Genomic DNA, 25,006 nt, shown 5'->3' with positions numbered 1-25,006 from the left:
AATCGCTAAGCCCCCTATACGAATTAACCACATGGCTTTACGTTTATTGACTGCCAATAGCCTCGTTAATCAGTTTGGCTGTTCGATCCAGTGCCTCCTGCGGAGTTGCCTTATCGGATAGAACCTCAACAATATTATTTTTCAGGTCCGTTGTAATTTTGGATATAATTGTCTGTCTGGACCAGTCATTAGCTGCAAGAGGCGAACTGTTCTTCAGTTCATCCGCGAAAATTTCAAACATCTCCTTGCCAAATTCATAATTCAGGACAGCGCTGTCCTTCCGTGGACTCATAAACAATGACTCCTGATTATATTTTGAATTCACTTCTTTGGACGTTAAGTATTCAATAAATTCTGCCGCCTCCTGCTCATATCCGCTGCCTTTGAAAGCCATCAGAAACTTCCCGCCTGGTACTGAAGAACGTTGTGTTCCTTTTGGCATGTAGGTAACTCCCCATTCAAAATCGGTGATATCCTTGTAATTGCTGATCATCCAGTTGCCAGCCCAGTGGGTAGCCACCGTCCCGGAACGGAACAGGTTGTTCGGATTTTCCCCTCCGAGCCATACGGATTCGGGCATGATCCCTTCTTGATGAAGCTGCTTGAACTGCTCCATGCTACGGATTCCGGCTTCATTGTTAATCGCTGACGCAGTGCCATCCTCCGTTAAGATGCTTCCGCCATTCTGATACAAAAGAGTGGACCATCTATGCGGAGTGACGTCCCATACCATGCCATATCGCGCTCCGCCTTTGTCCATAACCTCTTTTAACGCAGCGGTGTATTCATCCCACGTCCATACCTGATCAGGAGAGGTCGGTACTTTGACGCCCGCTTTATCAAATAAGGTTTTGTTATAAATAAGCCCATTCGCTGTAACATCCATAGGCGCCGCTACCAGCTTGTCATTAATAACATAATAAGGTTTAAGTGAGTCAATAAATTGATCCTTGAATTGATCCGCATTGCCCACGTAGGGTGTCAGATCAACCGCCTGATTAGCAAATGATCCGGTATCCGTGACCCGGCTCAGGGCAGGTGGCTTTCCACCAGATAACATCGTTTTTAATTTGGTTTGGATATCCTTGAAGCCGACTTCAATCAGATTGATCTTAACCTTGGTATTGGTCTGCTCATAATCTTTAATGATCTCCTTGATGACTTCTCCTTCTTTTCCGTCAGAGAACCACAAGAAATCCAGAGTTGCTTGTTTTGAACCAGCATTGGTACCTGTATTTGCACAAGCAGTCAGCACGATGAGTAACATGACCAATACCATGCTAGTGATGAGCTTAAACGTTGTTCTTCTTGTCATATCAACATCTCCTTGGAAGGGTTTAATGAATTTTGGCTTCCTTAAGTAATTCACTTTTACGGAATACCTGTGGGGAAACACCCACATATTGTTTAAAGGCCCTGCTAAAATATACAGGTGTGTTAAAGCCTAGTGTCTCTGATATGGATAAGATCGGTGCATCCGTAGACAGCAACAACTTTTTGGCCTCTGCAACTCTTTTCCGTATTACATAATTGCTTATCGTATATCCCGTCGTCTCTTTGAACGAATGACAAATGTAGTATTTATTCAAATGGAGTGTTTTGGACAGTTCATCCAAAGAGACATTATCCGTGTAGTTCTGGTTTAAATAATGAAGAACCCGGCTTACGCTTGTCTGTTTCTGGGAAGAAAATAAACTATCATTTACGGATCGCTCACTGGTCATTTTCCGATAAATCCGCAGTAGCAATTGGGTAAGGCTTAATTTGACCATGGTTTTGTACCCTGTATTTCCGGCATCCATCTCCTCCTTGATCCCCTTAAATATACCTGTGATGTGTTCACGCTCCTCCAGGGGCCAATGCACCAATAATCCATTGGGATGACGGAATATGGACATCAGATTTTCCAATTGACTGACCGCAAGCATGTCCAAAAGCAATAATTCCGTGAAATTGACGAAACTTCGTTTGTACACCATCTCTCTTGAAGGATTAATCCGGTGGGGCACGCCACCTCTGAATATAAACATATCTCCGGGCTGCGGTTTATATATTCGGTCACCGATTAAAAAGGTCGCATCTCCTTGAATAAAATAATGAATCTCATACCCATTATGCGTATGAACAGGCCATTCATCCTGAAAATTATCTGCTTCTGATCGCACATAAACTTCATTTTCCTGCAATGCAATATTCGTCGGGGTGTGTATGGTTAACATCCATGAAGCTCTCCCTTCTCAGAATATAAAAAGCAATATAGTTTAATAATTTACAATGATAGCGCTTTACAATGAATTGTATCACAGTTATTTCGATCTAATCCGCACAATATTGCTGTATTGTTGATCAAGATTGTTGAAAATGATTAGAAAGGAATTTATAGGGATTCGAAGATGGAAACAAAAAAACCGCTGTTCAGCCCATAGGCTATCACGCGGTCAATTTGGCAAACATTTATGATAATCATTTTCTAATGATTTGGAGAGAAAACCTGCCTATATTCTGCCACTTCAAAGCTTGTTGTTAGACGTTCTTCTAAGTTATAAGTTCGGCTTTTTTCTATGAGCTGTTACCTGTTCAAAGGCAAAGGCAAAACGAATCAACACCGATTCACTAAAGGCTTTACCTGCAAACGTGATTCCAAATGGCCTTCCACTTTCCTTATATCCCGCAGGTACAGTGATCGATGGATACCCGGCCCTTGCACAAAGATCAGCTCCAACGTAAGAGGGGAAAACAATGGCGTCCAATCCAAAGTTATGTACAGCATAATCTATGCCGTTATTTTGCGAATGATATAGATCCGTTATTAACTCCAAGGTGTAATTCGAATTATTCAATGGATTATTCAACTGTTCTCTATATTCGAGAAGGTTTTGCCCATATTTTAAAGCCCTTTCTGCATTTTGCTTGTTCCATTCGATTAATTCACTGAGGGTATGGACAGGTAGTTGCACTGGAAGACTTTGCAGATAATGTTCAACGCTAACCTTAAATTCATTATTCAACTTGTTCCACTCCCACTTCCGATCAAACGATGGGATGTCTATATCTTCAATAATATTAGCCCCAGCTTCTTTGAACTGGTTTACAGCGTTCTCAAATAGAACTTCATCATATTCTTCGTTATCACGATATCGTGTAAGGGGGGCTTTTCTGAAGATGCCTATGTTTGCATTTTTCAACCCATTGAGGTCTAAACATGTTGTGTAGTCTATTGTAGAATACGGATTTTTCCAAGTAACCGGGTCATCCTCGTCTTTTCCTGAAAGTATCCCTAGTAGGATTGCTGCATCTGTTACAGTCCTTGCCATTGGACCAGCAGTATCTTGCGAGTATGAGAACGGTATTATTCCACCACGGCTTATTAAACCTACAGTTGGCTTGATACCAACAATAGAGTTCTGAATGGATGGACTTAATATGGAACCAGATGTTTCCGTTCCTACGGAAACCATCGTAAAGTTAGCAGCTACCGCAGCAGCGGAACCCGTACTCGAACCCCCTGGAAAAAAATCGCCATAAGGATTTAAAACTTGTCCACCTCTAGCGCTGTATCCTGCCCACATATCCGATGACATGCCATTTGCCCATTCTGTCATATTTGTTTTTCCAAGTATGACTGCCCCAGCTTGCCTTAGCTTGGTGACAAGAAAAGCATCCTTAGAACTGATGTGGTTTTCCAAAGCCAGTGCTCCAGCGGTTGTATGTAGCTTATCGTTAGTTTCTATGTTATCTTTCAACAGAACCGGAATCCCGTGCAAAAGTCCTCTCGCCCCCACTGATTTCCTTTCATTATCCATGGCCTCCGCAATAAAGATTGCATCTGGGTTTATTTCCAATACGGAGTTAATCTTTGGACCATTTTGGTCCAATTGTGCAATACGATACAAATAATACAAGACCAGGTCTCTTGAGCAGAGCTCTCCTTTTTCCATAGCAGCTTGTATTTCAAAGATTGTATTTTCCTCAATAATGATATGATCCATTTCAAATAAATTTTCCATATCCTCACCTTTTCTTTGTATCTTAACGTATGCACCATACCGCTTTTTCATCGTTCTTTAGTGAGCTTCTTGATACCATCTTCGAAGTTGATTCATGTGTGCTTGATGATAACGACTATGGTCAGCGATATGCCATATGCCCCAGCGAATGGTTGCTTGCTTTTCATTCTCATGACCAAAAGTAACAAGCTTTATTAGATCATTATCCGTTAACTGTGTACATACGTCCTTCAACATCGTTATGACACCTTCATATGTTGACATAAGTGTACTCAAAGGCACCCCTTGAACCACTGGAAGTCTGCCATTTTCATCAATCATGGGGCCATGTTGCTCTCTTAAGGTCTGAGGAAGTGGTAGCCCCTTTATTCGATAAACCCAATTCAGATCGACGAAGGTGATATGTTTTATTAATTGAGCAGTACTGTTAAAGTGGTTACTAGGTCCTTTATAATCTATTTCTTCTTGCGACATACCGTCCGTGATACGTTGGAGTCGTTGGCTGTTTTCTTTCACCGCAGAATATAACATCCCAACAACAGGTGACATGTTGGCTTCGCCTTTTAAATCATAAAGCACCCTAACGCCTCCTCGATCTTGTCTTCATCGTTGATCTCTTAGAATCTCCTTGATCTCTCTTAATTCTTGCAGTATTTCTTTGGTGTACTGGTTACTCTTGGAATTATCCATTCCAATTTTCACAACAAAAATACCAAGAAACAAAGACACTACTAACATTAATATAGTCTCCAATAATAACCTCCTTTCCTCAAGCAACAGAACGACGATTACCATGGATATCCGTAATAATGGCTATCTTCATTTTGAGTTTCACCCACAACTTTTTTTAGTTACTGAAAAAGACGCTACCCGACCAAAAGATCCTCTCGGGTTTGTTAGTTGATTAAATTTAATGAAGACTTATTCATTTGCAGGAATATACATCGTTTGTATCTCTTGTACTCCCGCAACAAATCCAAGATTAAAATAGACTGATTCGGCATCATTGCCTTCCATGACATATAACCGTAGAACAGGATACTTGTCTTTAAGTTCGGTCAGGGCTCTTTGCAGCATGCGTGTCGCGAGTCCTTTGCCCCGGTAGGCGGGGGTGACTCCGATGCTGTATACTGCTGCTTGATTGTCCTGCAAACAAAGGCGACAGTTGGCTACAAGCTGTCCAGTATTCTTATCATATACAAGTGTAGAAGCTTTAGTGAGGTTTTCATTGGTATAATGAATTTCTTCGTTTGGGATAAAGTCTTCCAAGGACGACTTTTTTCTCCGCAAGGCTTCAAAACCGCCTACAAAGCTGTCGAAGTCACACTGCGCGATTTCATCTTCATTGATGTATTGCTTGGCACCCGTTTCATTCTCAATAATTTCGGGGCTCTTAACTATAAGATCATGATCCCAATGCACATTGAAATGATCTGTCGGGCGCTGCATCCAGTGACATCTGAACTCATCTGGCCAGAATCCAGCCCTCGTAAATAAATGTACTTGATCGGGGAGAACTTCATATATCTTGATACGTTGAGTTGCATCAGACCACTTTATGAGTAATCTTTTAAGAAGCTTCAGTACCTTAAATGAATCATTGAATGGGGGAATAAAGAATAGATGATATAACGAATTGGGTGCCATCCTTACCCCACCGATCTTTGATTCTCCTTTATAAATCCAAAAAGAGTTATTCCGTGAAACATTGAAGCCTTCTTCTCTGAAAAATCCAATATAGGCCATATTATAATAGACAGAACAATATACTCCCCATTCTTCGGGCTCAGCCTTTTGAATGGAATATTCATTTGATAAATCATAAGAATTAAGTTCCTCGGACCAATGATTTAATTCCACGCGTTATTCCTCCTTATTAATGCTAACTACCTCTAAAATATTTTAGGCGTGTGTTATCTAACCATTTCAAGTACCCTCCTTAAATAACATGTCCTATACAATTTACTTGATCAATTCCATCATTAATCTTATTTTTCAGCAGCTCATGACATTTACTTTCTTCCTTCTTTAAATGCTCCTCAAGGAAAGCAGTAATATACTTATTAATAGTGGAATGCTTGTGTTCTATCCCATCTTCGTTGTAATGTATCGGGATATCACTAAAAGTCATATGATGAGCACCGTTTAGTTTAATAAATGAACTATTCAGAGCACTCGAGTTAAACAAAGACGCATACCCACTCAGTAACAAAGGTAATAGGTCTGGAGAGATTTCATTTTCCAGTTCTTCAAACGAGCATTTCTCTTGCCGAGCTACCAATAACGGAACAGATACTCCCTCTTCCTTACTCGTCGTCATTAAATGGAAACTAGGATCTAATAGAATACTAGCCTTAATTCCCTTTTCACTTTTAAGCAATTCATAAGCAGCAGCTCCACCTAATGAATGACCAATGATCCCCATTTCATTCACATCGACTATGGCTCTTAGATCCTTATCTGAATCCAAGACCTCATCTACATTGTTCAGAACCCAACGAATATCTTCAACTCTAAGCTTCAATAATTGTTTCCAAGAATGAATATCTAAACTGTCTATTTCGGATATCTCATTAGATTGCTGGACAAAACGTCCGTCAGGAAAAGTTGAAAATATAGATTCATGGGTGGCTAACTACACCAAAAGCCGGAGCTATAAAAATAATGGGACAGTTTTTCGCAGTGATATCAAGACGCTCATCATTATGTATTTTTGTATCCAGATTACGAATATAATCCTTATCCACTCCCATACTAGAGAGCATATCAACAGCTAAAGAGATATTAGGTTCAAATAACGAAGTATACTTCATCTCCTGTTCCACGGGATTGGAAGGATAGTATATACTAATGAGCACTTCCCTGGTTTCCTTACTTATCGGATCAATACGTGATTTATCCTTTAAAACAAAAACCTTTCTTCCAACAGTCACTGCATTCACCCTTATACTATTTTTCTTCACTCCAACGTATGTAGATCGAATTGAATATACGCTGCCATAGCTTCATTGTTTAGCCTTCCATTCACTGTATAACTATCTCTTCAGGCATTATCCAAAATTGATTTGTTTCTTTATTAAATTTTAAGTAAATTGTTTTTTGTTCACCTTTCTCCAATCGTTTGTAGCTTGTGCCCATACTGAAGATACTTCTTCCTGGGATCCATTGCAGCCCACCCACTTGTCTATTATGATTCACTACGAAATACTCACTAGCTTCAATCTCACTTCCCTTAACAAGATTACTGGAGGTATTGTTAAATAAGATGTTTACAATTTTTATCTTGGTAGAGACTCTGTCTCCAATTATGTTTTGTTTACCGGTTCCTTCTACTAGAACCTCTACATCAGCTGGTGATGAAACGAAATCGTAACTACCTAACTCTACAACTCCAGATATGGTTCCGCCTGTACCAACTCCACCAATAAAAATATCCACTTTCCCTTCCGTATCTCTCCAAATCTCTTCTGCGGTTGTTACCCTATGTACTTGTGGATTTGCTGGATTTTTAAACTGTTGGGGTATAAATGAGTTAGGGATTGTAGCTGCAATTTCTTCAGCCTTTTTGATAGCTCCGGACATTCCTTCTGTGGCAGGTGTAAGAACTAGTTCTGCTCCCAGAGCAATCAACAGCTTCCTACGTTCTACACTGAAACTCTCAGGAAGTGTTATGATTAATCTGTATCCTAATGCTGCAGCTGCAAAAGCAAGCCCTACACCTGTATTTCCGCTCGTCGGTTCTATGATCACTGAATTTTGGTTAATTAACCCCTTCTCTTCAGCATCTTTAATCATGCCATATCCGATTCTATCTTTTACACTACCTGCTGGATTAAAGTATTCCAATTTGGCAATGATCTTCGCCTCAACTTGATACTTTCTCACAAAATTAGAAAGCTCCAATAGTGGTGTATTACCGATCAGATCTGTGAGATTCTTCGCGATATTCGTCATGATTATACCTCCAAGATACATTTCCAACTAAAACAGTTGGTTTTAATATCAGGTTATCATGCATGGTAAAAAAATACAACTGTTGAACTTTTACTTTATGATACAGGGAAGCAAGAGTTATTAGACTGAGCGTGAAACCTTTGTTATAAAATCCCCTCTCTAAAGATAGAAATCAAAGTTCCAATACGGTTATGAGCTCGTCGTGGCACACTTCACCATTTTCATGGAATCCAAAGCTCTCATATAGCTTTTTGGCAGCCAAGTTATCAGGACTATATGGAATCCAACAATAACGTGCAGGACCAGCTGGGAAAGTTCGAATAAACTCCAATATTTTCTTTAATGCTTCCCGGCCATAGCCCATGCTCTGGTGCTGCTTGTCAATCATCAGTCGCAAAATACAATAGTTATTATCAGCAATGACAGGAAGATCATAACCCGTGATTCCGTAAGTTATCATTACAAAACCTACAGGTTGCTCATCTGCATAAATGGCAAGTGGGAATGGGGAGCCGCCATTGGTTGTAAGAACATAACACGATGCTACACTTGAAAGGTTGGATGCAACATATTGACGCTGCTCTTCTGAAACTTCCAAGTTAAATATAGATCGTCGGTTATCTAGTGTTATTTTTCTAAGCGAAATCATTCCGACCCTCTCCTCATCAAACGTCATAGATTTAAAGCGATTTCAAGGTAATGCCCAGTTACTCTTAATCGATCTTCTTTCTCATATACAATGCTATTTCTTTGTTGTGGCTATCATTATTTGTATATAGTGATACATCAATTCCTTCAATTTGATAACCACATTGCATGTAAAAATGGATTGCAGGAACATTGGTATTCTGGGTTTCTAACGTGATCGCTCTGAATCCATTTTCCTTGGCAATTTCATTCACTTTATTGATTAGCAGCCTCCCATATCCTTTTCTTATGTATTTTTCATTCACCTGAAAATGCCATATCATCATTGTATTATTCCAATGTTGGGGTTCGACAATGGCGAGTGCGATTAGACTACCACTGATATATAGTCCATAAGAAAATCCCATTTTTATGATTTCTTCATATCGTTTCAAATCGTCTGTATTGTTCAATTCTTCTTTCTCGTAAATGTCATCCAAGTTTGTTAGGGTTAAATGCATACTGAATGAGCCTTGTGTTTCTTCTTTTGTAAGCTCATATTTTTGAGTGGATTTATATCCAAAGCTTCCAAGTTGAAGCCAATCTTCATTGGATAGATTCTCTATTCTTTTGATCTCCATGATATCCCCTCCCAAAATCCCTGAATCCCGCCGGGTCAACCCGACGGGATCTTCTTAGAATACCATATCCGTATATAGGCCTTGAGATTATTCATTGATTTCCAAGTAATCCATATACACATCCCATGTCCCGTCATCAGCGGTTACAATGAGCTGGATCTCCTGGTTATCTCTAAAAAACGAATCGATATACAATTTCACCATCATAGACGTCTCCGGTCTCAGTGAATCCCATTTTTTCATACAGCTTTCTGGCAGCTTCATTATCTGCACATACCGTTAAATTCAAACACTTGCTATGGACGTAGTTCTCTTTTATATATTTAATTACAGAATCTATCGCTGCTTTTCCATATCCCTTACCTTGATAGTTTACATCGATCATAAAACCATTCATCCAATAGGACCAAGATGTTGCTTCATCAACGGTGATCATGACAAAACCCACCAAGCTGCCCTCTATATTATATATGCAAAATGGTAGATACTTGTACTCGTCTCCATCGGGTCGAATGTGCACTTTCGCTAGAGACACCGCTACTGACGGAACATAATGATTTTGATTGACTTGAACTTGTAGGTTTAATGCATCTTTCCAGTTCTCTCTTGTAGTAGGTATTAATTGGATCACCATAATATCACTCGTTTCATTTTTTTCGATTAACTCCAGTCACCAAAATGCTTCTCAAGGAACCTCACTTCATTCTCATAATGAGCCAAATGCCCCTCTTCAATCATTTTGATAAAAGCCGTTTCCCCCAACGCAGCGCGCTCCATTAACGTGGTACACATGAAGCGAATACGAGAGATTACCCATTCTTTCAAATCCGCAGGCACATTCATACCGTAAGCATTAAAAAACAAAGCTATACGTCTTTTCCGTTCAGATGCATGATCCTCTTTATTATACGGAACGACTTTCCGCTCATCATTCCCTGGTGAAAAACCTGCTAGTGGGACAGCGGTATACATGCTGTATACGATATCCCATATACGCGGACCTGGGCCTGCCATGTCAAAATCAATAATTCCTGATGGAAAACCGTCTTTATAAACAATATTATATAATGCAAAATCATTATGACATACCACTTCATGTCGGGACGTTTCTGGATAGGGATAACGGGACGGTGAAGAGGCTGCAAATCCCACGGTCGCCTCATGATAACTTCTCAAGAGCTTTGCTACTGCGATCAGCGCCTCATCCGACCACATATTTACCTCGATCTCTGGGTAGTCATTGCCTGGAACGTTATCTTCCAGGTAAGAGAGCATCTCTCTGCCCTGCTCATCAACTCCCAAATAGCGAGGGGCGTTTCCATAACCCACATTCTCCAGATGTAACAGCAGTTCGTTCACGTATGGGTTAGGCTTGGTACTTCGTCGCACCGTGTTCCCTACTTTTACAACCTGATTCACGTTGCCTCCTGTCAAAGCTTCCTCCCGTTCCGACATACGCATTCCTCCTTGAGAGATTCCTTATCCAGAGCAGAATTCACCCTGCCCTTGTACCCTTTTATAGATAGGCTATGTGGCAACCACGTGCCGTAAACCCTCCATGTTTTCCAAAAATTCCGTGCGCTCCACCTGATACAGATCATACCGATGTTGACCGCTATTTATGGATTGATATACTTCGCAATTTGTTGCATTAGCCAAATGTACGTACGGTAACTTTGCTACCGCTTTCATGGATCGGATATTTTGTTTGCGGATCTTCATAAATACCTTTTCCATATGCTGTTCAAGAAACAGTTCAACGAAGAAGGACTCCTTCGCTCTTTGGTTATACCCTTTTCCAAAATACGATGCGCCCATCCATGTAGCCAAAAATCCGGTTTGTTCCGCAATGTTATACAGATCAATAGTACCAATGGGATGTCCCATTTCGTTAAGAATAGTTCTGGATATCGCTGTACCCTGTTCTTCCTCTATGATTAACTGTTGGGTCATGAATACATATTCCTCATACGACTTACAAGGATAACGAACGTAAGGAAACACCATAGGATCTGTCATTAAGCCGTAAAGTGAATGGCATTCGTGCAAGTCGCGTTTTTTCAACATGTTGTCTACCACCTAATCCTTTCGTTCGCTATATCAAGCAAACTTAGTATACAAAAGGATTTGGGGGATTATATGAATTCCATACCCCTTTTCTGTAAAATCCAAAACTGGGCTATTTCATCCCCCTCGGTAGACGTCAAACCTATTACCTGTTTAAACTTCCATTCCCTCAACTCCTATAAAAGGATTCAAATTCCGCAACTGACGTAAAGTTGTTTAACGGCACCCCTTCAGACGTAATATGATGCTCCAGCTTCTCTATAAGCTGCAAGGTAGCGATACGTAATGGTTCAAAGTCCGCTGGATCAAGAAGATTTGTCAGATCCGGATACCCCATTTGGTCATAGAGTTCCCGGTACGCTCTGGAATCAAAGTAACCGGGCCAGCGGCCTTTTTCAGCAGCATATAACATTCGTGCGATACTATCCTGCGTACCAATCGCCACGAAAAAAGCAGTCTCATAATGTCTCTTTTCACACGCGGTCAACAATTTGTTCAGCATTCCTCGTTCCTCTTCATAAAACCCCTTCATCCGATCCGGGTAAGAGCGAGTTTCTTTCTGCTGTTTTCTTTGTTCGGAGAGCAGCTCAAGCGTTTCCATAACCAACTGCTCACAAGCAGATACGATCTCAGCTGGTGAATGACTGAACATTATGGTATCCAAGTATACATCCAATTGATCCGGCTTTACCGAAAGATTGCTGACTTGTTCGCGATAATGGCCCCAACTGCGTGTATAATACGTTTGATTCATATAACCAAGACATTTGAACAAATGACCAGCGATCTCCTGTGCCAAGGTTCGACTATAAGACAGATTCAGGGAAGCTCCAGCACGCCTTAATTTATCCAAAATAAGAAAACAATCCTTCAAAATATGCTCAGCTTGATTTATTAACGCACCAGCTCTGGAGGGGTCCTTCATAGCTGCTATATTCTCACGGAGTTGAAGGAATCTCTCCCGATCTTCTTCTGATCTGACATACAATAACTTACAATCCGCAATGATCGTCGTATTCCAGTCCTCCAATGCCGCCATTCTTTCAGCACGGCTCCATTCAATAGGATAAAAATCGAAACTGATGCCGTCTATGATGAATTGCAGTTCAAGTTCTTTTCCTCTAGTTGTGGCTGGTATGAAAAAGAAGTCCAGATCCGATCTCTCTGTCGCCCTTCCTTGCAGATACGATCCATAATATCCAACAATAGCAACATCCTGCGAGTATTCACGCTTAATACGGTTGATGATAATATCAGCTACACTAAAAACATCCATCACTTGTTCGTTTCCTCCTTATGTACACGTCTTCCCCTCAACCCTGAAATATTTCAGGGAGACACTGCTAGAGTTTGACGCTGCTAAATACAACTGCCTTCTGAAGGATAACTCCCTCACCAATTTATCAAAACCCATTCCTTTATATGCTTGGCTACTTCTTCAGGCTGAAGTAATGTGGTGTCTATCGTTGGCATTGGCGGCGTCCTGTCTTGTCTATTTTAAATTCATGATCCGCTCTGTTTTGTAAGATCCCTCTTGAAAAATCAATGCATTTAATTGCAGGCCATATGCACACCCACCATCAATGCCTATCTTGTCCTTATGAAACCAGATATCCGGTTTGCCATGAATATCAATCGTTCTCGTATGTCCAAATATAATTCTCTTGTGTAAATGAAAATCGGATCTAATAAACTCGTCCTTGATATACATAAAGTCATGTTCAGGCTGACTCTTCCAATCCACATAATTGGGATTCAATCCCGCATGCACATAAATGTGATCATGGTCCTCGTAATATAAAGGTAATCCAGCCAAAAATTCAATGTGATGACCATACTGTGACTTTATTCTTTCTCTGGACTGTATCAGTATCTCGTCAGAAATTTCATTGGAACCACAATAACTTTGAAGGGTTTGAACGCCTCCATGTTCCAAAAACTTGGATTGCACCAGGTGACTGGGATCATTAATCAGATCAACTAATCGCTGATCATGGTTCCCTCGTAAGGCAATAGCATGATGCTTCTGCACCAGCTCAATGACCTTATCCACAACTTCCTTGCTATGAGGACCACGATCTACATAATCTCCAAGTAAAATTAACTGATCCTCTACGGAATTGAATTGGATGAGATGCAGCATTTCATTTAGCTGATCCATACATCCATGAATGTCGCTAATGATAAGTGTACGTGTCATACGATCTCCTTTACTGCACACAACCAATAAGAACAGGGCTGCAAGCACTTCTTATTCCTTCATTTTCATGAGCATATCATTCTTATGCACCACTAGATATGGTTCTTGGTGTGCTTATTGGTTTTATCCTTTCTGGAACTTCCCGGGAAACCAGAAACCAATAGCACAAATCCGACGAAAAACAGGAAGTATATGAGAAGCCCCGTAAAACCCATATCGTTTGCGGGCATTAACTCGCGTGTCTTCCCACTTGAAGCGTATCCCGCTTCCAGTATGGCTGTGGATATTCTCACCGAGATTCTATCTATGGTTGCTATAAATATACTGCTAATCATGAGAACGACACCCAGGATTTTATTTGTATTGTTCATGAGCGATCACCCATTTCCTTTTATTTAATCCATCTTTTAGGCCAAGCCTATAATCTGACTCTATCTTTCAGTCCATGCTGTTCGGATATATCCCAACTTCATGCCCACATGCTCCATATTTCGATGACTTTGAGATAAAAATGAACATTGCCCTACCACCAGATTACATTCCTTCAAGGCTTCCGTTATTCTTCGATTCAAAAGCTGCTGATGTACACCCTGATTTCTAAACTCAGGTAATGTTGCTGCAAAGGTTAAGGATGCCTTTTGATTTTTAATAAACAGAACACTTACCGCTGCAGGAATGTCATTGACATATGCGATGTAAAATTTCCAACCTGGACGGTGATAAAGAACCTTATTATTCTGGGCGACATAAGGGATACCGTCATCCGACAAACCGGTCCCCCTGCAATGAATGGTCGCGTATAGCTCGAATTGATCCTCTTCAAGTTCTTGAATTCGGATATGATCAGATTGATTCTTTTTTTCTTGTGGCTCGGTGATCAGAGATGAGTGAAATCCCGATGCATACATGCCTAAGTCGGTTAATCGTTTCAAAAAGTGCTGATCCACCACAGATGGAATGACTTCGAACTGAACCTTTCGATCACGCTGTCTATAAAAATCAATGATAGCACCCAGGTGTTCCAGATCATTATTTGTTAAGCCCTTCACCGTATTAAACGTGGGCCATGGCATGGTTTTACTGTAGAAACAGATGGCATTTCCAAATTGCTGAATCTCAATTCCTTCTGGATTAGAGTCCCGACCTTGTATAGCAAGCATCCGATCTGTCATATAATCGATTTCAGAGATTTCAATTTCTTCAATTAAATCTATAGATGGAATTAATGTATTCATTTTTTACCTCCAATAAATGTAGGGAGATCTGTTTTAATTCCCAACAAAATACTTCATAACGTTTGTCTATACGTTACAATGGTTAGATGCTCCCACTCCCTATACAGCTGCTCTTTAGAGAGTATCTTCCACGGGTTGAATATCGTCTGCCCATCCTTATTGAAATATAATTCTTCTCCCAGATGATAGGCTGCATGTTGGATGATCCCATTCTCATCTGTCCAACTGACAACGTCCCCTTGATGTAGTTCGTCCGTTAGTAACTCCTTGTAGTGATACTGTTTTAATTTCTCAAGAAACGTTTTTTGGTGTACCCATTCATAGATAAACCATTCCTGTTTCCCTTTGGAGATTGCAAACAAAACTGCTGCGAGGCAATTTGCACCTTGGGAACTAGCAAACGAATTGGCATATGGTTTTAGGAAATCAGGTAGCGACTCAGGTAGCTTTTCACATTCCCCTTGATCCCACCATTCGTAAACCAATGTCGTAAGGATCTGTTCTTTACAGGATTTGTCCAGCTTTTCCCACATGGATCGTTGAAGGATAACATGTCCATCAATCAAATAGCTTGCAGGGATTTCCGCCAAATCATGTACCAATGTAACGGGGAAAACAAGCCCTCTTCCACTTTGCACTTGTGCATTTAATAAAAATCGTTTCTTATCTTCAGGAATGGTTTCGATCCATTCTTTATCCGCAATGATTACATAATCGATGTTCTTTATATTCCAGTACTCATAACCATTCACATAATTCACTTGCCTATATGTGCTGTGGTTATAGAGCTCCTCTTTTGGCATTAATAGCACATCCGTAAAGTCAATTTCATCATCAAGATGTTCTTTTGATAGGAAAAACAAATCTTTTTCCGGTACATAACAATCCATCCATGATAGTAAAACTTGTTTACCCGGTTTAATTTTCAATATGTACTCCTCCGCATTGGATGAAATTTATTCTTTCACCTTATTTTTCACTACTCCGTAGTAAATCAGATCCTCATACCGGTCTTCTTTCTTGACATGATCCACCAGTACTCCTTCTTTTATCATGCCAATCTTCTGTATAACTTTTCCGGATGCCGGGTTAGAAGCAAAGTGCCGCGCGTATACCTTATGATATTTTTTCACATCAAAAGCGAAGTCTAACATGGCTTTAGCAGCTTCCGTTGCATAACCTTTTCCCCAAAACGGCTGACCCACCCAATAAGATAACTCACCGTTATCGTAACGTTGTTGATTAGATAGTGCTATTGCCCCGTATAAATCACCTGTTTCCCTATCACAAATAGCAAATTCATAACATTTATCCGCATTAAAATTTTCATTATGGTGCTCTATCCAAGACAAGGCACACTCTAATGTATATGGGTAGGGTAATGTGAGTGTGCTCTTATAAATGTGGTAGTCATTACATAGTCTGGTAACGGTTTCAGCATCTGCTTTCGTAAATAATCTTAACAGTAACCTCTCTGTGGTCATCGTTATATTGAGATTGTCGTACACCATGCTATCCCACCTTATTTTAGTCAAATGGATCATTATAGCTTCATTGTGGTTGATATCTGGCTTATTTCAATTGGAGCTTATATACCATCTCACCATCCTGATTTTCCAATTCCTGATCAATAAATCCTATCTTCTCATATAAGGCTCTTGCATGTGCATTACTTTTTTCTACAGTTAGTGAGATGATTTGACATTGTGGATGCTTTTCCTGAATACTTTCCAGTATCATATAAAGTGATTGACTTCCTAATCCTTTTCCTTGATAGTCCTTATCTATTTGAAATCCTCCAATCCAATAATTATCAGTACTTGCTGGTGTGTACGATAAATAGAAAAAACCGAAAGCTTTATCGCCTTCACGCAAAAGATATGGATCAAAAGCTGCATCCCACGGCTTCACGTAGGCATATGCTAAAGATTCGATGACCGTCGGTACAAGATTTACTTGCGTTTCAAGTAAAGATATCGCGATCGCCTCTTCCCAATTCGTTTTATCGATTGGTTCTATAGTAATTGGGTTCATTCAAAAATCCCTTTCGTTTGCCGAATTATATTTCGTTGAAGTAGATTAATGAGTTACTTGAGTCCTTATTGTTTAGCTGTGATTTCAACTGTATCGATTACGTTATATTTTTTAAAATCATTTAAAATAGTTTGTGGTAAATAGTCATATAACTCTGATCTGGTTGCCCACATATACTCGCTATGTTCTTCTGAAAGTATAACTCGGTCATCTATTGCTCTGCACAAATATGTCAGTAATACGATCTGTCTATGCGGATCCGTAAAAAAAGTAGCAGCAAATAGTAATTTCTCAACACTCACTTTAAGCCCAGCTTCTTCTTTCACTTCACGAATCAAAGCTCCTTCTAGTTCTTCTCCAAAATCGATCTTTCCACCAACGGTTTCCCAGCTCCCAGCGGCAACTTCATCTGCAGCTGAACGTTTTAATATCAATACCCTGCCTTTATTTTCAATAACTCCCTTAACCACAACAACGATGTTGTTTTTCAAGATACCTTCACCCATATGTTATTCAGAGAACTCAACTAAAATGGGATGAGTGCTCTCATCCAATGCTTTGTGAATTCTCTCCTTGAAATTCCCCCAGGTTATCATTTCATTGGCTTGTTCTAATGTAAAGAAACCAACCTCATCACTTTCAATACTTGTAGTTAGAGTTCCTCCAATCGGTTTTCCAGTGAATATATTGTTACATACTCCCCGCGTAGTATTCTGATATAGGCCACAAAACTTAATAAGTTCAATATCAATGCCAGTCTCTTCCTTTACCTCTCGAATAGCAGCTTGTGTGATGGTCTCGCCTTCTTCCACACAGCCTTGAGGCATTTCCCAGCCTCTCCGTCCCTTCATAAGTAAGATTTCATCGTTCTCATTAAGGACAATCACACTTGCAGACACAATAAATTTCATTTAAAGTCCCTCTTCTCATGTTTTGAATTTGATAGCCCCATATCTAAAATTCTCTCTCTACCTCTCTACTGTCCAATATCTTTGTGGTTTATAGTTCCTTTTGAAGCATTACTTCCTCCGTTATAGCATAGTTCGATTTTCCGTATGTCCTTATGGCTATTTCATTTTCTTGGCCTGTCAGGATCTTTACACTTGTAACACCACGTGATCTGAGTTTATCCTCTATAAAAGCAATTAACAACGTTGCCAATCCTCTTCTCCGGGCAACTTCGGTAATATACATTTCTGTGATCTCTCCCTGGAGTTCACGATAACAAAAAGATTTAAAATATTGAGCACAAGCAAATCCCACTGCCTGATCGTCAATGACAGCTATAGCAATCAACTCATCAGATAAAGCAAGGCTATCTTTTACTTCCTCTATGGATGTACCAACTCCATTAAAAGCATCATTGAGCTTCAGAAGGTCCTCTGCATCATTTGCGTTCGCCCATCGTATATGAATGTTCTTTTCTGTCATCACATGACCTCCAATAAAATCAGTTAACAGGAATTAAGGATTCGGAAAAGTTTCTTTCAAGAAACTAATCGATTGATTGATCAACGCCTTTAATACATCTTCATTGATATCTGCAACTTTATTGATGTATACACATGCTTTTCCTGTCGTATGTTTTCCAAAGTCCTTTAATAGATTCTCTCGCTCTGCATCACCTATCGCAAAATACAAACTGATTTTTGCTTTTCGAGGAGAAAAGCCCACCAATGGTGCATCTCCTTCGTGGCCAGATTCATATTTATAATGATAAGCGCCGAATCCAATAATACTCGGTCCCCATATCTTTGCTTTATACCCTGTTGTTTCAGTGAAAATATCCAAAAGTTGATACGCGTCTTCACGCTTTTTGGGATTCTCAACACTTTCAATAAATTCAATGACGCTGTTGTCTGTTTCTTTTGTTTTAAGTTTGTACATTTGATAAAATCCCCCTTCATGTCTTCCGTAGCTTTAACGCAGGAAAAAGACTTAATATCAGACCAACAATCAGAAAAAATATCCATTGTTCGTAACTAATGATTCGAATCAGTTCCCAAAGGTCTGCTGGTCCTGAATTTGGTCCATCACGGTATGGATAGGCAAAAATAGCTGGTATTATTCCAAGGGATATGAAAACGATCCCAATAATCAAAGAAAGAAAATAAAGAACTCTCCTCATAGTCATCACTCCCTCAAAAAATCAGGAAGTCTTATCATGAACCGTTCCGTATTTCTATTAAATTGATATTGTTCATATAATTCATGTGCATCCAATGTTCCAAGTAACCCCATTAAGTCTTTAAAACGATCCGATTGTGTTATCACTTCAATTAGTTTCTTACCAAGTCCTTGGCCCCTATAATCCTCATGAATAATAACATCACACAGCCAATACATTGTCGCATCATCTGTGACAACCCTTGCAAAACCCACTTGAATTTCTTCCTTATACATCCCAAAACATATTGAAGAATGGATGGACTTCTCAATTTTTTCATCGGATCTCGCATTGGCCCAATAGCTTCTAGATAAGAAACCCTTTACCGCATGGATATCCATAAGTTCTTTGTTATCACTGATAAGATATTCTCCATATATAAAATCCATCAATCCAGCTCCTCTCAATATCCTTGATGCTTCAAGTAGTACTTAATTCCAGCACGATCAATATCGGAAAAATCTAATGGGTTCTCCATAAATAAATTATTTAGTTCCTTAATATCAATCCATTGAATTTCTATTGTTTCGTCACCAGCTTCTAACAAATCTCCACTTGCCTTACATCTAAAATAATATCCAACAGAATCAATTGGTCCCTTAATGGTTTGATAAGCAGCGAATGGTCTAAGACATTCCACTTCAAATTCAGGATTTATTCCAGTTGTATCAATTCTTGTTTCAGTTCCTTCAATTTCATAAACATCTAATCCAGTTTCTTCTTTAACCTCTCTTACCAGAGCTTGGATCAACGATTCAAACGGTTCAATTCTACCTCCAGGAAGTTCAAACTGAAAAGAAGAATCCGTCTTTGTTCTTCTTTGTATGACAATCTCTGTTGCTTCATTACCAGATCTTTCAATGATCGCTCTTGAATTAACATAGAACATGCAACCAGTCCTTTATTAGTTTCAAATTTTCTTTATAACTCAAGGGACTTTCTAAGCCGTACCTAAATCATAAGTTTTTCATAAATCACAATTGTCATTTTGTCGTTAATTTGTTTCGTATCTCCCTTCTGTCTATATCCTAATTTCTCATAAAGGTAACAATTCCTCTGCTCTTCTGAGATTGTAGCCAACTCCCATATTCCCGCATCGCTATACCTATCTTCAATCATTGAAAATACTTTTTGTGCAATCCCTCTCCCTTGGTAGTCGGGTAAAATAAATACAGGGCTTACTCGATAGATTTTATTTTCCTTTTTTACTATTCTAATGGCCCCCACAGGAATATTCGCTTGTCTTATTAGGTAATAATCTGTATAGCTTTGATTTATTCGATCTGCTATTTGTTCTACCGTTTGATTTGCTGGGTTTGTTTCATAGTCTTTATATTTATTTAATAGAGGCATGAATGCTTTTATTTGCATTTCGTGAATGATTGAAGCTTCTTTAAGACCTGCTTTGGATAATGAGATTTCCATTTCATATCATCCTCCCGTTATTGAAATTTGTGTTCTTCTTCTATGTTAGTTCCCAACATTACACGTATAATATGCGGTTTCGTTCTTCTTGAATGCATTCTAAATCTCTAACTTCATTTGTATAGTTATTATTTTTTGTTCATCTAAATCCGTTATTCGCATATCAATGGGTTTAAATCCTTGCTTGTGATAAAATGCTAGTCCTCTTGAATTCGTGCTATGACATGATAATAATAAGTGTTTAACTTTATAAATCGATTTCGCCTTCATTATCATCGTTTTCAACAAATAATTAGCAGCACCTTTTCCTCTAAAATCCTTCGATACAATAACGTTGCCTAACCAACATACATCATCTTTATAGTCATATAAATTGGCATAAGCTATAACTTGACCTGACTCCTCATCAACAATAACTGTAGGTTCGTATCGACTCTCAAGAAGTTTTAACATCTGGTCTGGCGTTAAAGGATATTTAAACCGAGGACTAATATAAAACAATTCTTCCTTTGACTGAGGAAAAGAACTTATATTTTTTAAGTCTTCATTCATTAGAGATCTATAAGAATAGATAGATACCATCTCCTTTTTTGGGTTAGACATTTTTTATTGCATTCTGTTGATATCAATCGTATTGCCAAACTAGCTTTCCTTTCCTTATTTTGGCTGCATATATGATTTGACCAGTGTGATAGTGAATTTCTCTTACCATTGCTATCATTAGATTCAAAACAGTTGTTTCATTATTTACTTGACTGAATGTTAGAGGGGGACGATTAATGAAAGGTTGAGATAACAACAAATTTGGGTTGGAACTGAGGTGTTCGAGATATTGAATGATTCCTTAGTCATGTTATAGGCTTCTTCTATCGACAATTTAAGCCCATATTCAAACTCCTTATCCCTGTCTCTTGAATCAGCAATATCATAAAATATCGTTTCTATTCTTGAGTGAACACAACCTCTTATATGGGCAACCAGATTGGCAATACTATTACTTTCTTTATTTGGTGACCATGTGATATCTTCTTAATTACTTCTAATTCAATTTCCATGAGCACACTCCAGTCTATGAAATTTATCTAATCTACCAATTAATTACTGAAAAAGTGTTTTCTTTAACTCATTGCATCCTTGCGCTGATTTTCTATAACGTTGTTGTCCTCACGAACCCGAGAAACTTAAGTAAGTTCAACAAACGGATCGATTACAACCACTTCCAATTATTCCCTATAACACTCCTCAAACTCCTGCCAGAGCTGGAGGTACAAATGCCCTGATAAGGGACTATTTTGTTATAAGCAGCTACTACTATCTTCAAGATTTTAATTATGTGTTTGCTCATCTAACCATCTCTTTGATTCTTCTAACATGCTTAAAGTAATATGATGATTTACTTTGGAGTACTCAACAAATTGTACTGATTTATTTATTTCATTGTTCTGTTCAATGACCTTCATAAAATACTTCTGACTATCAATTGGAATAGTTGTATCTTCTGTTCCATGTAAAATAAGCATCGCTTTATTCTTCATATTTCCTGTTAATTTAGCCGGATCTAGCTTTAGGATTGTATTCTTATCCATAGAAGTCCAAGGTGTCCTTCCATCTCTTTCACAAATGAGTTCTTCAAACCTTTCCCAAGCGCATGAACCGTTCATTATTATTGCAGATTTGATACTTATGTGATTTGAATAAACACCTGCAGCTGCAAAACCGCCAGTAGAATTACCGACAACTCCCACTATCTTGTCATATAGGGTTAATTCAGAAATAAGATCTCCAGCTTCTTCAACTGTCTGAATAACGACATTCCAAAAATGTTTTTGTATTTCTTTAGGATCAAAATAGTTAAGCGCCCCTCTGGTACCGTGATATGGAATCTCAGGTAGGATAACTGTGTATCCCCAATCAGAAATCAATGAACCAAAGAAAATGTAATCCTTAATGTTTGAAACCCATCCATGATATAAAATGAGTATCCCTTTAGAGTGACAGTTAGGCTTAATCCATAAACAAGGGATCCCAGCAATTAGTTGTTCAGAACAATTATCCATAAGCTCTCCATTATTCTTTATGAATATATATTAAAGAAATCGCAATAATTCTATTATCCTACAAAATTGGTTTCCAATGTCCATTCCAATCTTCTTAGCCATTCATCCGTTTGCATTTTTTCTCATTTGATCTTATATTTCACGAGACATTACTTATTCTTCATCAATATAATTTAAAACGTTATCCAAATACATCTCTATAGATTGTGACGAATCAACAAGCAAACATTTAATATCATTAGGTCTCTTACTATCATTAATATTATTTCTAAACTCTTCTTCAGATGTACCCGAAATCTGGCTCATCATTCGTTCTCGATGTTGTAATCTTTTACTTATTTCCTGATAGTCATTCAGGTAACATTCAACGTACTTATATTTAGCATTATACTTCTTACTCAATGATGAACCTCTTTCAATCATCTCAGAATAAAAGCATGGACTATCGAATATTACGTCATAGCTTTGGGAGAGATAAAACTCTATCAGGGCCCAATCAACATTATATGAAGTCATACCTAAAACTTTTAATTCTAAATTCCGATCCCCCATGGACTTCAATATGGAGGACTTTGAGATATCATGATCAATAATTATGGCACCCGTTATTTTAGCTATCCGTCTTGAAAGAGTGGACTTACCCGAACCAGGAAATCCCGACATTTGGAGAAAAAACATTGATGAACCCACCTTTCCCTACGAAATATCCAATTCATATTTAACTTGCGTATTGCTGTGCCCTTCTATGGTTTCAGTCATCTCTTCTATTTCTTTAAATCCACTTTTCTCATAGAATGCTCTTCCTATATGATTCTCTTTCCCTACCCAAGCAAACAGTTTATTTATTGGCTTTAAATCTTGAGTGAATTTCTGAATGAATTCTTTGCCTATTCCCATTTTGTGATATTCAGGTCGTATATAGATTCTTAGTAATTCATATTCTTCTTCTTGGACTTGACTTGTTTGAGCATATCCAACGACTTTGCCATTAAATTCTGCTATTAAAAAACTCCGATGGGCACTTTGAAGATCTCTATCGACAGATCGACTTAAATTCTCATCTGAATATGCTCTACTTAGAAAATTTTGTATGTATTCTTCGGAGTATATGCCTTTATAAGTATAATTCCATGTTTCTTGAGCTATGGATTGAATGTGTGGGATATCCTCATTTGAAACAAATCTAATTGTAACCATCTGTTTATCCTTCTTTCGTTTAGTTATTAATGAACTTTATAGTCTTTCTTAAGAAATGCATAAATGGCATTATTAACAAATCGATTCTTCCAATAAAAATTTTCCTTCAATATTCCTTCTTCTCTGAAGCCAATTTCCTCAAGTACCTTTCTTGACCCCACATTCTCTGGCTCTACAAATGCTTCAATTCGGTTTAAGCCAAGCGTATTAAATCCATATTCAATTACCTTTTCAACTACCTCGGTCATAAAACCTTGATGCCAATATTCTGGTGATAGTTCATATCCAATGACAGCCTTATAATGATTTTTCATCCAACCATGAAAGCCACATGTTCCGATTACTTTGTTTTCCGACTGGAAAGTGATTCCCCAACGAATGGCTTGTCCTGTTTCAAATCTTTCATTCCATCTTTGAATTAAATCTTCTGCTTGTTTAATATTTGTAAAACTCTCCACATCATAAAACTTCGTAACCTCATCCAATGAAAAGCATTGAAATATATCCGTGGAATCATTCTGTGTTAGTTCTCTTAATACAAGTCTTTTTGTTTCTAATTCGGGAAACTGCGACATTTTAGTTCTCCTTAATGGTTTAAGTAGTTTCACTCAGCGTCTCTAGGATTCAAATAAAGATAAATCCATAGAAACTAGGCATTCATCATGTCCCTTTAATCAGGAAATTATATGCACTAAGTACTAACCCATATTATTACATATATGAAGTAAATCAAGCAAAAAAAAAGCAGATGGTCTCTCATCTGCCCTGAAATATGGAGAAAGCCATGCAGCTGATGTAAAATTCCCCCCTTGCTTTTGATCTTAATTTTCCTCAACTGCCAGTCTCCAGTCGTTACATCGTATGGTTGTCCCAACAGGATATTCAAAATCACACTCACCAATATACGAAAATCCCAGCTTGCGACAAATGGCATTCGAAGCGGGATTCTTGGTTTTAGGAAAAGCATGAATGAATTTATGTTTCTTCTTTTCAGAATGGATAGAAGCTATGGCCTTGGCTGTTGCTTCTGTCGCTATTCCTCTACTTTGATATTCCGATAAAACACTCCATCCTATCTCGTAAATAGATTCTTCTTTCCACGTCTGATCCCAGTACCCTACACTACCCACGACTTCAAGATGCGGAAGCAAAAGGATCTTATACATTTTTCCTGTTCCATTTTGGGCGATTTCATAATAGCGCTTATGACGAGCTAGGATTTTCTCCTCAGTCTCTGGTCCTCCGAAATGTACTGTCATTTCTGGCGAATTTAATTGGCGAAGCAAACCTAGATCTTCTTCGTCCCAAAGTTCAATTCTTACCTCTGGCGCATTCTTTTGTTCCATCTTGTCACTCACCTCTCTGTTTTTATTTGTAATCAAATTTAGAGGAAGA

Annotated in this window: 34 protein-coding genes; all 34 read right to left on the bottom strand. The window is 38.7% G+C overall.

What is annotated here, in order from left to right:
- Nucleotides 1-43: 43 nt before the first annotated feature.
- Nucleotides 44-1,315: an ABC transporter substrate-binding protein gene (locus tag PPA03S_RS16985; protein WP_062324488.1), complete on the bottom strand. Its 1,272-nt coding sequence runs from the start codon at nucleotides 1,313-1,315 to the stop codon at nucleotides 44-46.
- A 22-nt stretch (nucleotides 1,316-1,337) separates the two neighbouring features.
- Nucleotides 1,338-2,219, bottom strand: coding sequence for an AraC family transcriptional regulator (locus tag PPA03S_RS16980; protein ID WP_062324487.1), 882 nt, complete (start codon nucleotides 2,217-2,219; stop codon nucleotides 1,338-1,340).
- Nucleotides 2,220-2,540: 321 nt separating this feature from the next.
- Nucleotides 2,541-4,007, bottom strand: a complete 1,467-nt coding sequence (locus PPA03S_RS16975) for an amidase family protein (RefSeq protein WP_062324710.1) — start codon at nucleotides 4,005-4,007, stop codon at nucleotides 2,541-2,543.
- A gap of 57 nt (nucleotides 4,008-4,064) precedes the next feature.
- Nucleotides 4,065-4,586, bottom strand: a complete 522-nt coding sequence (locus PPA03S_RS16970; RefSeq protein ID WP_062324486.1) for a DinB family protein — start codon at nucleotides 4,584-4,586, stop codon at nucleotides 4,065-4,067.
- A 342-nt stretch (nucleotides 4,587-4,928) separates the two neighbouring features.
- Nucleotides 4,929-5,867, bottom strand: coding sequence for a GNAT family N-acetyltransferase (locus PPA03S_RS16965; RefSeq protein WP_062324485.1), 939 nt, complete (start codon nucleotides 5,865-5,867; stop codon nucleotides 4,929-4,931).
- Between the two features lie 79 nt (nucleotides 5,868-5,946).
- On the bottom strand, nucleotides 5,947-6,477 hold the full coding sequence (locus PPA03S_RS16960; protein ID WP_217998948.1) for an alpha/beta hydrolase: 531 nt from the start codon (nucleotides 6,475-6,477) through the stop codon (nucleotides 5,947-5,949).
- Between the two features lie 151 nt (nucleotides 6,478-6,628).
- Nucleotides 6,629-6,949: a hypothetical protein gene (locus PPA03S_RS16955; RefSeq protein WP_217998947.1), complete on the bottom strand. Its 321-nt coding sequence runs from the start codon at nucleotides 6,947-6,949 to the stop codon at nucleotides 6,629-6,631.
- Between the two features lie 82 nt (nucleotides 6,950-7,031).
- The gene (locus PPA03S_RS33965) at nucleotides 7,032-7,961 is read right to left on the bottom strand and encodes a PLP-dependent cysteine synthase family protein (RefSeq protein ID WP_082704188.1); all 930 of its coding nucleotides are present in this window, start codon (nucleotides 7,959-7,961) and stop codon (nucleotides 7,032-7,034) included.
- Between the two features lie 172 nt (nucleotides 7,962-8,133).
- Nucleotides 8,134-8,610: a GNAT family N-acetyltransferase gene (locus tag PPA03S_RS16945; protein WP_062324482.1), complete on the bottom strand. Its 477-nt coding sequence runs from the start codon at nucleotides 8,608-8,610 to the stop codon at nucleotides 8,134-8,136.
- Between the two features lie 64 nt (nucleotides 8,611-8,674).
- Complete coding sequence (locus PPA03S_RS16940) at nucleotides 8,675-9,229, bottom strand: GNAT family N-acetyltransferase (protein ID WP_062324481.1); 555 nt, start codon at nucleotides 9,227-9,229, stop codon at nucleotides 8,675-8,677.
- Between the two features lie 172 nt (nucleotides 9,230-9,401).
- Nucleotides 9,402-9,863, bottom strand: a complete 462-nt coding sequence (locus tag PPA03S_RS16935) for a GNAT family N-acetyltransferase (RefSeq protein WP_062324480.1) — start codon at nucleotides 9,861-9,863, stop codon at nucleotides 9,402-9,404.
- A 26-nt stretch (nucleotides 9,864-9,889) separates the two neighbouring features.
- Nucleotides 9,890-10,684 carry an aminoglycoside phosphotransferase family protein gene (locus PPA03S_RS16930; RefSeq protein WP_062324479.1) on the bottom strand — a complete coding sequence of 265 codons (795 nt, stop codon included), beginning with the start codon at nucleotides 10,682-10,684 and terminating at the stop codon, nucleotides 9,890-9,892.
- Nucleotides 10,685-10,756: 72 nt separating this feature from the next.
- Entirely contained in the window at nucleotides 10,757-11,296 is a 540-nt protein-coding gene (locus tag PPA03S_RS16925) for a GNAT family N-acetyltransferase (protein WP_062324478.1), read from the bottom strand.
- A gap of 169 nt (nucleotides 11,297-11,465) precedes the next feature.
- The gene (locus PPA03S_RS16920; RefSeq protein ID WP_245683651.1) at nucleotides 11,466-12,572 is read right to left on the bottom strand and encodes a kanamycin nucleotidyltransferase C-terminal domain-containing protein; all 1,107 of its coding nucleotides are present in this window, start codon (nucleotides 12,570-12,572) and stop codon (nucleotides 11,466-11,468) included.
- A gap of 216 nt (nucleotides 12,573-12,788) precedes the next feature.
- A complete protein-coding gene (locus PPA03S_RS16915; RefSeq protein WP_062324476.1) occupies nucleotides 12,789-13,496 on the bottom strand; it encodes a metallophosphoesterase family protein in 708 nt (235 codons plus the stop codon).
- A 92-nt stretch (nucleotides 13,497-13,588) separates the two neighbouring features.
- Nucleotides 13,589-13,867: a hypothetical protein gene (locus PPA03S_RS16910; RefSeq protein ID WP_062324475.1), complete on the bottom strand. Its 279-nt coding sequence runs from the start codon at nucleotides 13,865-13,867 to the stop codon at nucleotides 13,589-13,591.
- A 60-nt stretch (nucleotides 13,868-13,927) separates the two neighbouring features.
- Complete coding sequence (locus PPA03S_RS16905; RefSeq protein WP_062324474.1) at nucleotides 13,928-14,731, bottom strand: N-acetyltransferase; 804 nt, start codon at nucleotides 14,729-14,731, stop codon at nucleotides 13,928-13,930.
- Nucleotides 14,732-14,784: 53 nt separating this feature from the next.
- Complete coding sequence (locus PPA03S_RS16900) at nucleotides 14,785-15,660, bottom strand: hypothetical protein (protein WP_062324473.1); 876 nt, start codon at nucleotides 15,658-15,660, stop codon at nucleotides 14,785-14,787.
- 27 nt (nucleotides 15,661-15,687) lie between these two features.
- Nucleotides 15,688-16,242 (bottom strand): GNAT family N-acetyltransferase, encoded by a 555-nt coding sequence (locus PPA03S_RS16895; RefSeq protein ID WP_062324472.1) that lies wholly within the window; start codon nucleotides 16,240-16,242, stop codon nucleotides 15,688-15,690.
- A 61-nt stretch (nucleotides 16,243-16,303) separates the two neighbouring features.
- Nucleotides 16,304-16,765, bottom strand: a complete 462-nt coding sequence (locus tag PPA03S_RS16890; protein WP_062324471.1) for a GNAT family N-acetyltransferase — start codon at nucleotides 16,763-16,765, stop codon at nucleotides 16,304-16,306.
- 65 nt (nucleotides 16,766-16,830) lie between these two features.
- Nucleotides 16,831-17,256, bottom strand: a complete 426-nt coding sequence (locus PPA03S_RS16885) for an NUDIX hydrolase (protein WP_062324470.1) — start codon at nucleotides 17,254-17,256, stop codon at nucleotides 16,831-16,833.
- A gap of 18 nt (nucleotides 17,257-17,274) precedes the next feature.
- Nucleotides 17,275-17,676: an NUDIX hydrolase gene (locus tag PPA03S_RS16880; protein ID WP_062324469.1), complete on the bottom strand. Its 402-nt coding sequence runs from the start codon at nucleotides 17,674-17,676 to the stop codon at nucleotides 17,275-17,277.
- Between the two features lie 88 nt (nucleotides 17,677-17,764).
- Nucleotides 17,765-18,196 (bottom strand): GNAT family N-acetyltransferase, encoded by a 432-nt coding sequence (locus PPA03S_RS16875; RefSeq protein ID WP_062324468.1) that lies wholly within the window; start codon nucleotides 18,194-18,196, stop codon nucleotides 17,765-17,767.
- A 33-nt stretch (nucleotides 18,197-18,229) separates the two neighbouring features.
- A complete protein-coding gene (locus tag PPA03S_RS16870; RefSeq protein WP_062324467.1) occupies nucleotides 18,230-18,652 on the bottom strand; it encodes a DUF1801 domain-containing protein in 423 nt (140 codons plus the stop codon).
- 246 nt (nucleotides 18,653-18,898) lie between these two features.
- A complete protein-coding gene (locus PPA03S_RS16860) occupies nucleotides 18,899-19,321 on the bottom strand; it encodes a GNAT family N-acetyltransferase (protein ID WP_062324465.1) in 423 nt (140 codons plus the stop codon).
- A 14-nt stretch (nucleotides 19,322-19,335) separates the two neighbouring features.
- On the bottom strand, nucleotides 19,336-19,821 hold the full coding sequence (locus PPA03S_RS16855; protein WP_062324464.1) for an NUDIX hydrolase: 486 nt from the start codon (nucleotides 19,819-19,821) through the stop codon (nucleotides 19,336-19,338).
- 62 nt (nucleotides 19,822-19,883) lie between these two features.
- A complete protein-coding gene (locus PPA03S_RS16850; RefSeq protein ID WP_062324463.1) occupies nucleotides 19,884-20,357 on the bottom strand; it encodes a GNAT family N-acetyltransferase in 474 nt (157 codons plus the stop codon).
- 99 nt (nucleotides 20,358-20,456) lie between these two features.
- A complete protein-coding gene (locus tag PPA03S_RS16845; RefSeq protein WP_245683643.1) occupies nucleotides 20,457-20,909 on the bottom strand; it encodes a GNAT family N-acetyltransferase in 453 nt (150 codons plus the stop codon).
- A 210-nt stretch (nucleotides 20,910-21,119) separates the two neighbouring features.
- A complete protein-coding gene (locus PPA03S_RS34385) occupies nucleotides 21,120-21,380 on the bottom strand; it encodes a DUF1572 family protein (RefSeq protein ID WP_157284229.1) in 261 nt (86 codons plus the stop codon).
- Between the two features lie 302 nt (nucleotides 21,381-21,682).
- Nucleotides 21,683-22,414 (bottom strand): alpha/beta hydrolase family protein, encoded by a 732-nt coding sequence (locus tag PPA03S_RS16840; protein WP_062324462.1) that lies wholly within the window; start codon nucleotides 22,412-22,414, stop codon nucleotides 21,683-21,685.
- Nucleotides 22,415-22,567: 153 nt separating this feature from the next.
- Complete coding sequence (locus PPA03S_RS16835) at nucleotides 22,568-23,092, bottom strand: P-loop nucleotide/nucleoside kinase family protein (protein ID WP_062324461.1); 525 nt, start codon at nucleotides 23,090-23,092, stop codon at nucleotides 22,568-22,570.
- An 18-nt stretch (nucleotides 23,093-23,110) separates the two neighbouring features.
- Nucleotides 23,111-23,611: a GNAT family N-acetyltransferase gene (locus PPA03S_RS16830; RefSeq protein ID WP_062324460.1), complete on the bottom strand. Its 501-nt coding sequence runs from the start codon at nucleotides 23,609-23,611 to the stop codon at nucleotides 23,111-23,113.
- Between the two features lie 26 nt (nucleotides 23,612-23,637).
- Nucleotides 23,638-24,186 carry a GNAT family N-acetyltransferase gene (locus tag PPA03S_RS16825; RefSeq protein ID WP_062324459.1) on the bottom strand — a complete coding sequence of 183 codons (549 nt, stop codon included), beginning with the start codon at nucleotides 24,184-24,186 and terminating at the stop codon, nucleotides 23,638-23,640.
- 246 nt (nucleotides 24,187-24,432) lie between these two features.
- Complete coding sequence (locus PPA03S_RS16820; RefSeq protein WP_062324458.1) at nucleotides 24,433-24,957, bottom strand: GNAT family N-acetyltransferase; 525 nt, start codon at nucleotides 24,955-24,957, stop codon at nucleotides 24,433-24,435.
- Between the last annotated feature and the right edge of the window lie 49 nt (nucleotides 24,958-25,006).

The organism is Paenibacillus pabuli NBRC 13638, assembly GCF_001514495.1.
GTDB lineage: Bacteria > Bacillota > Bacilli > Paenibacillales > Paenibacillaceae > Paenibacillus > Paenibacillus pabuli.
Note: the sequence above shows the minus strand (reverse complement) of the source record. Positions and strands in the feature narration are given on the sequence as shown.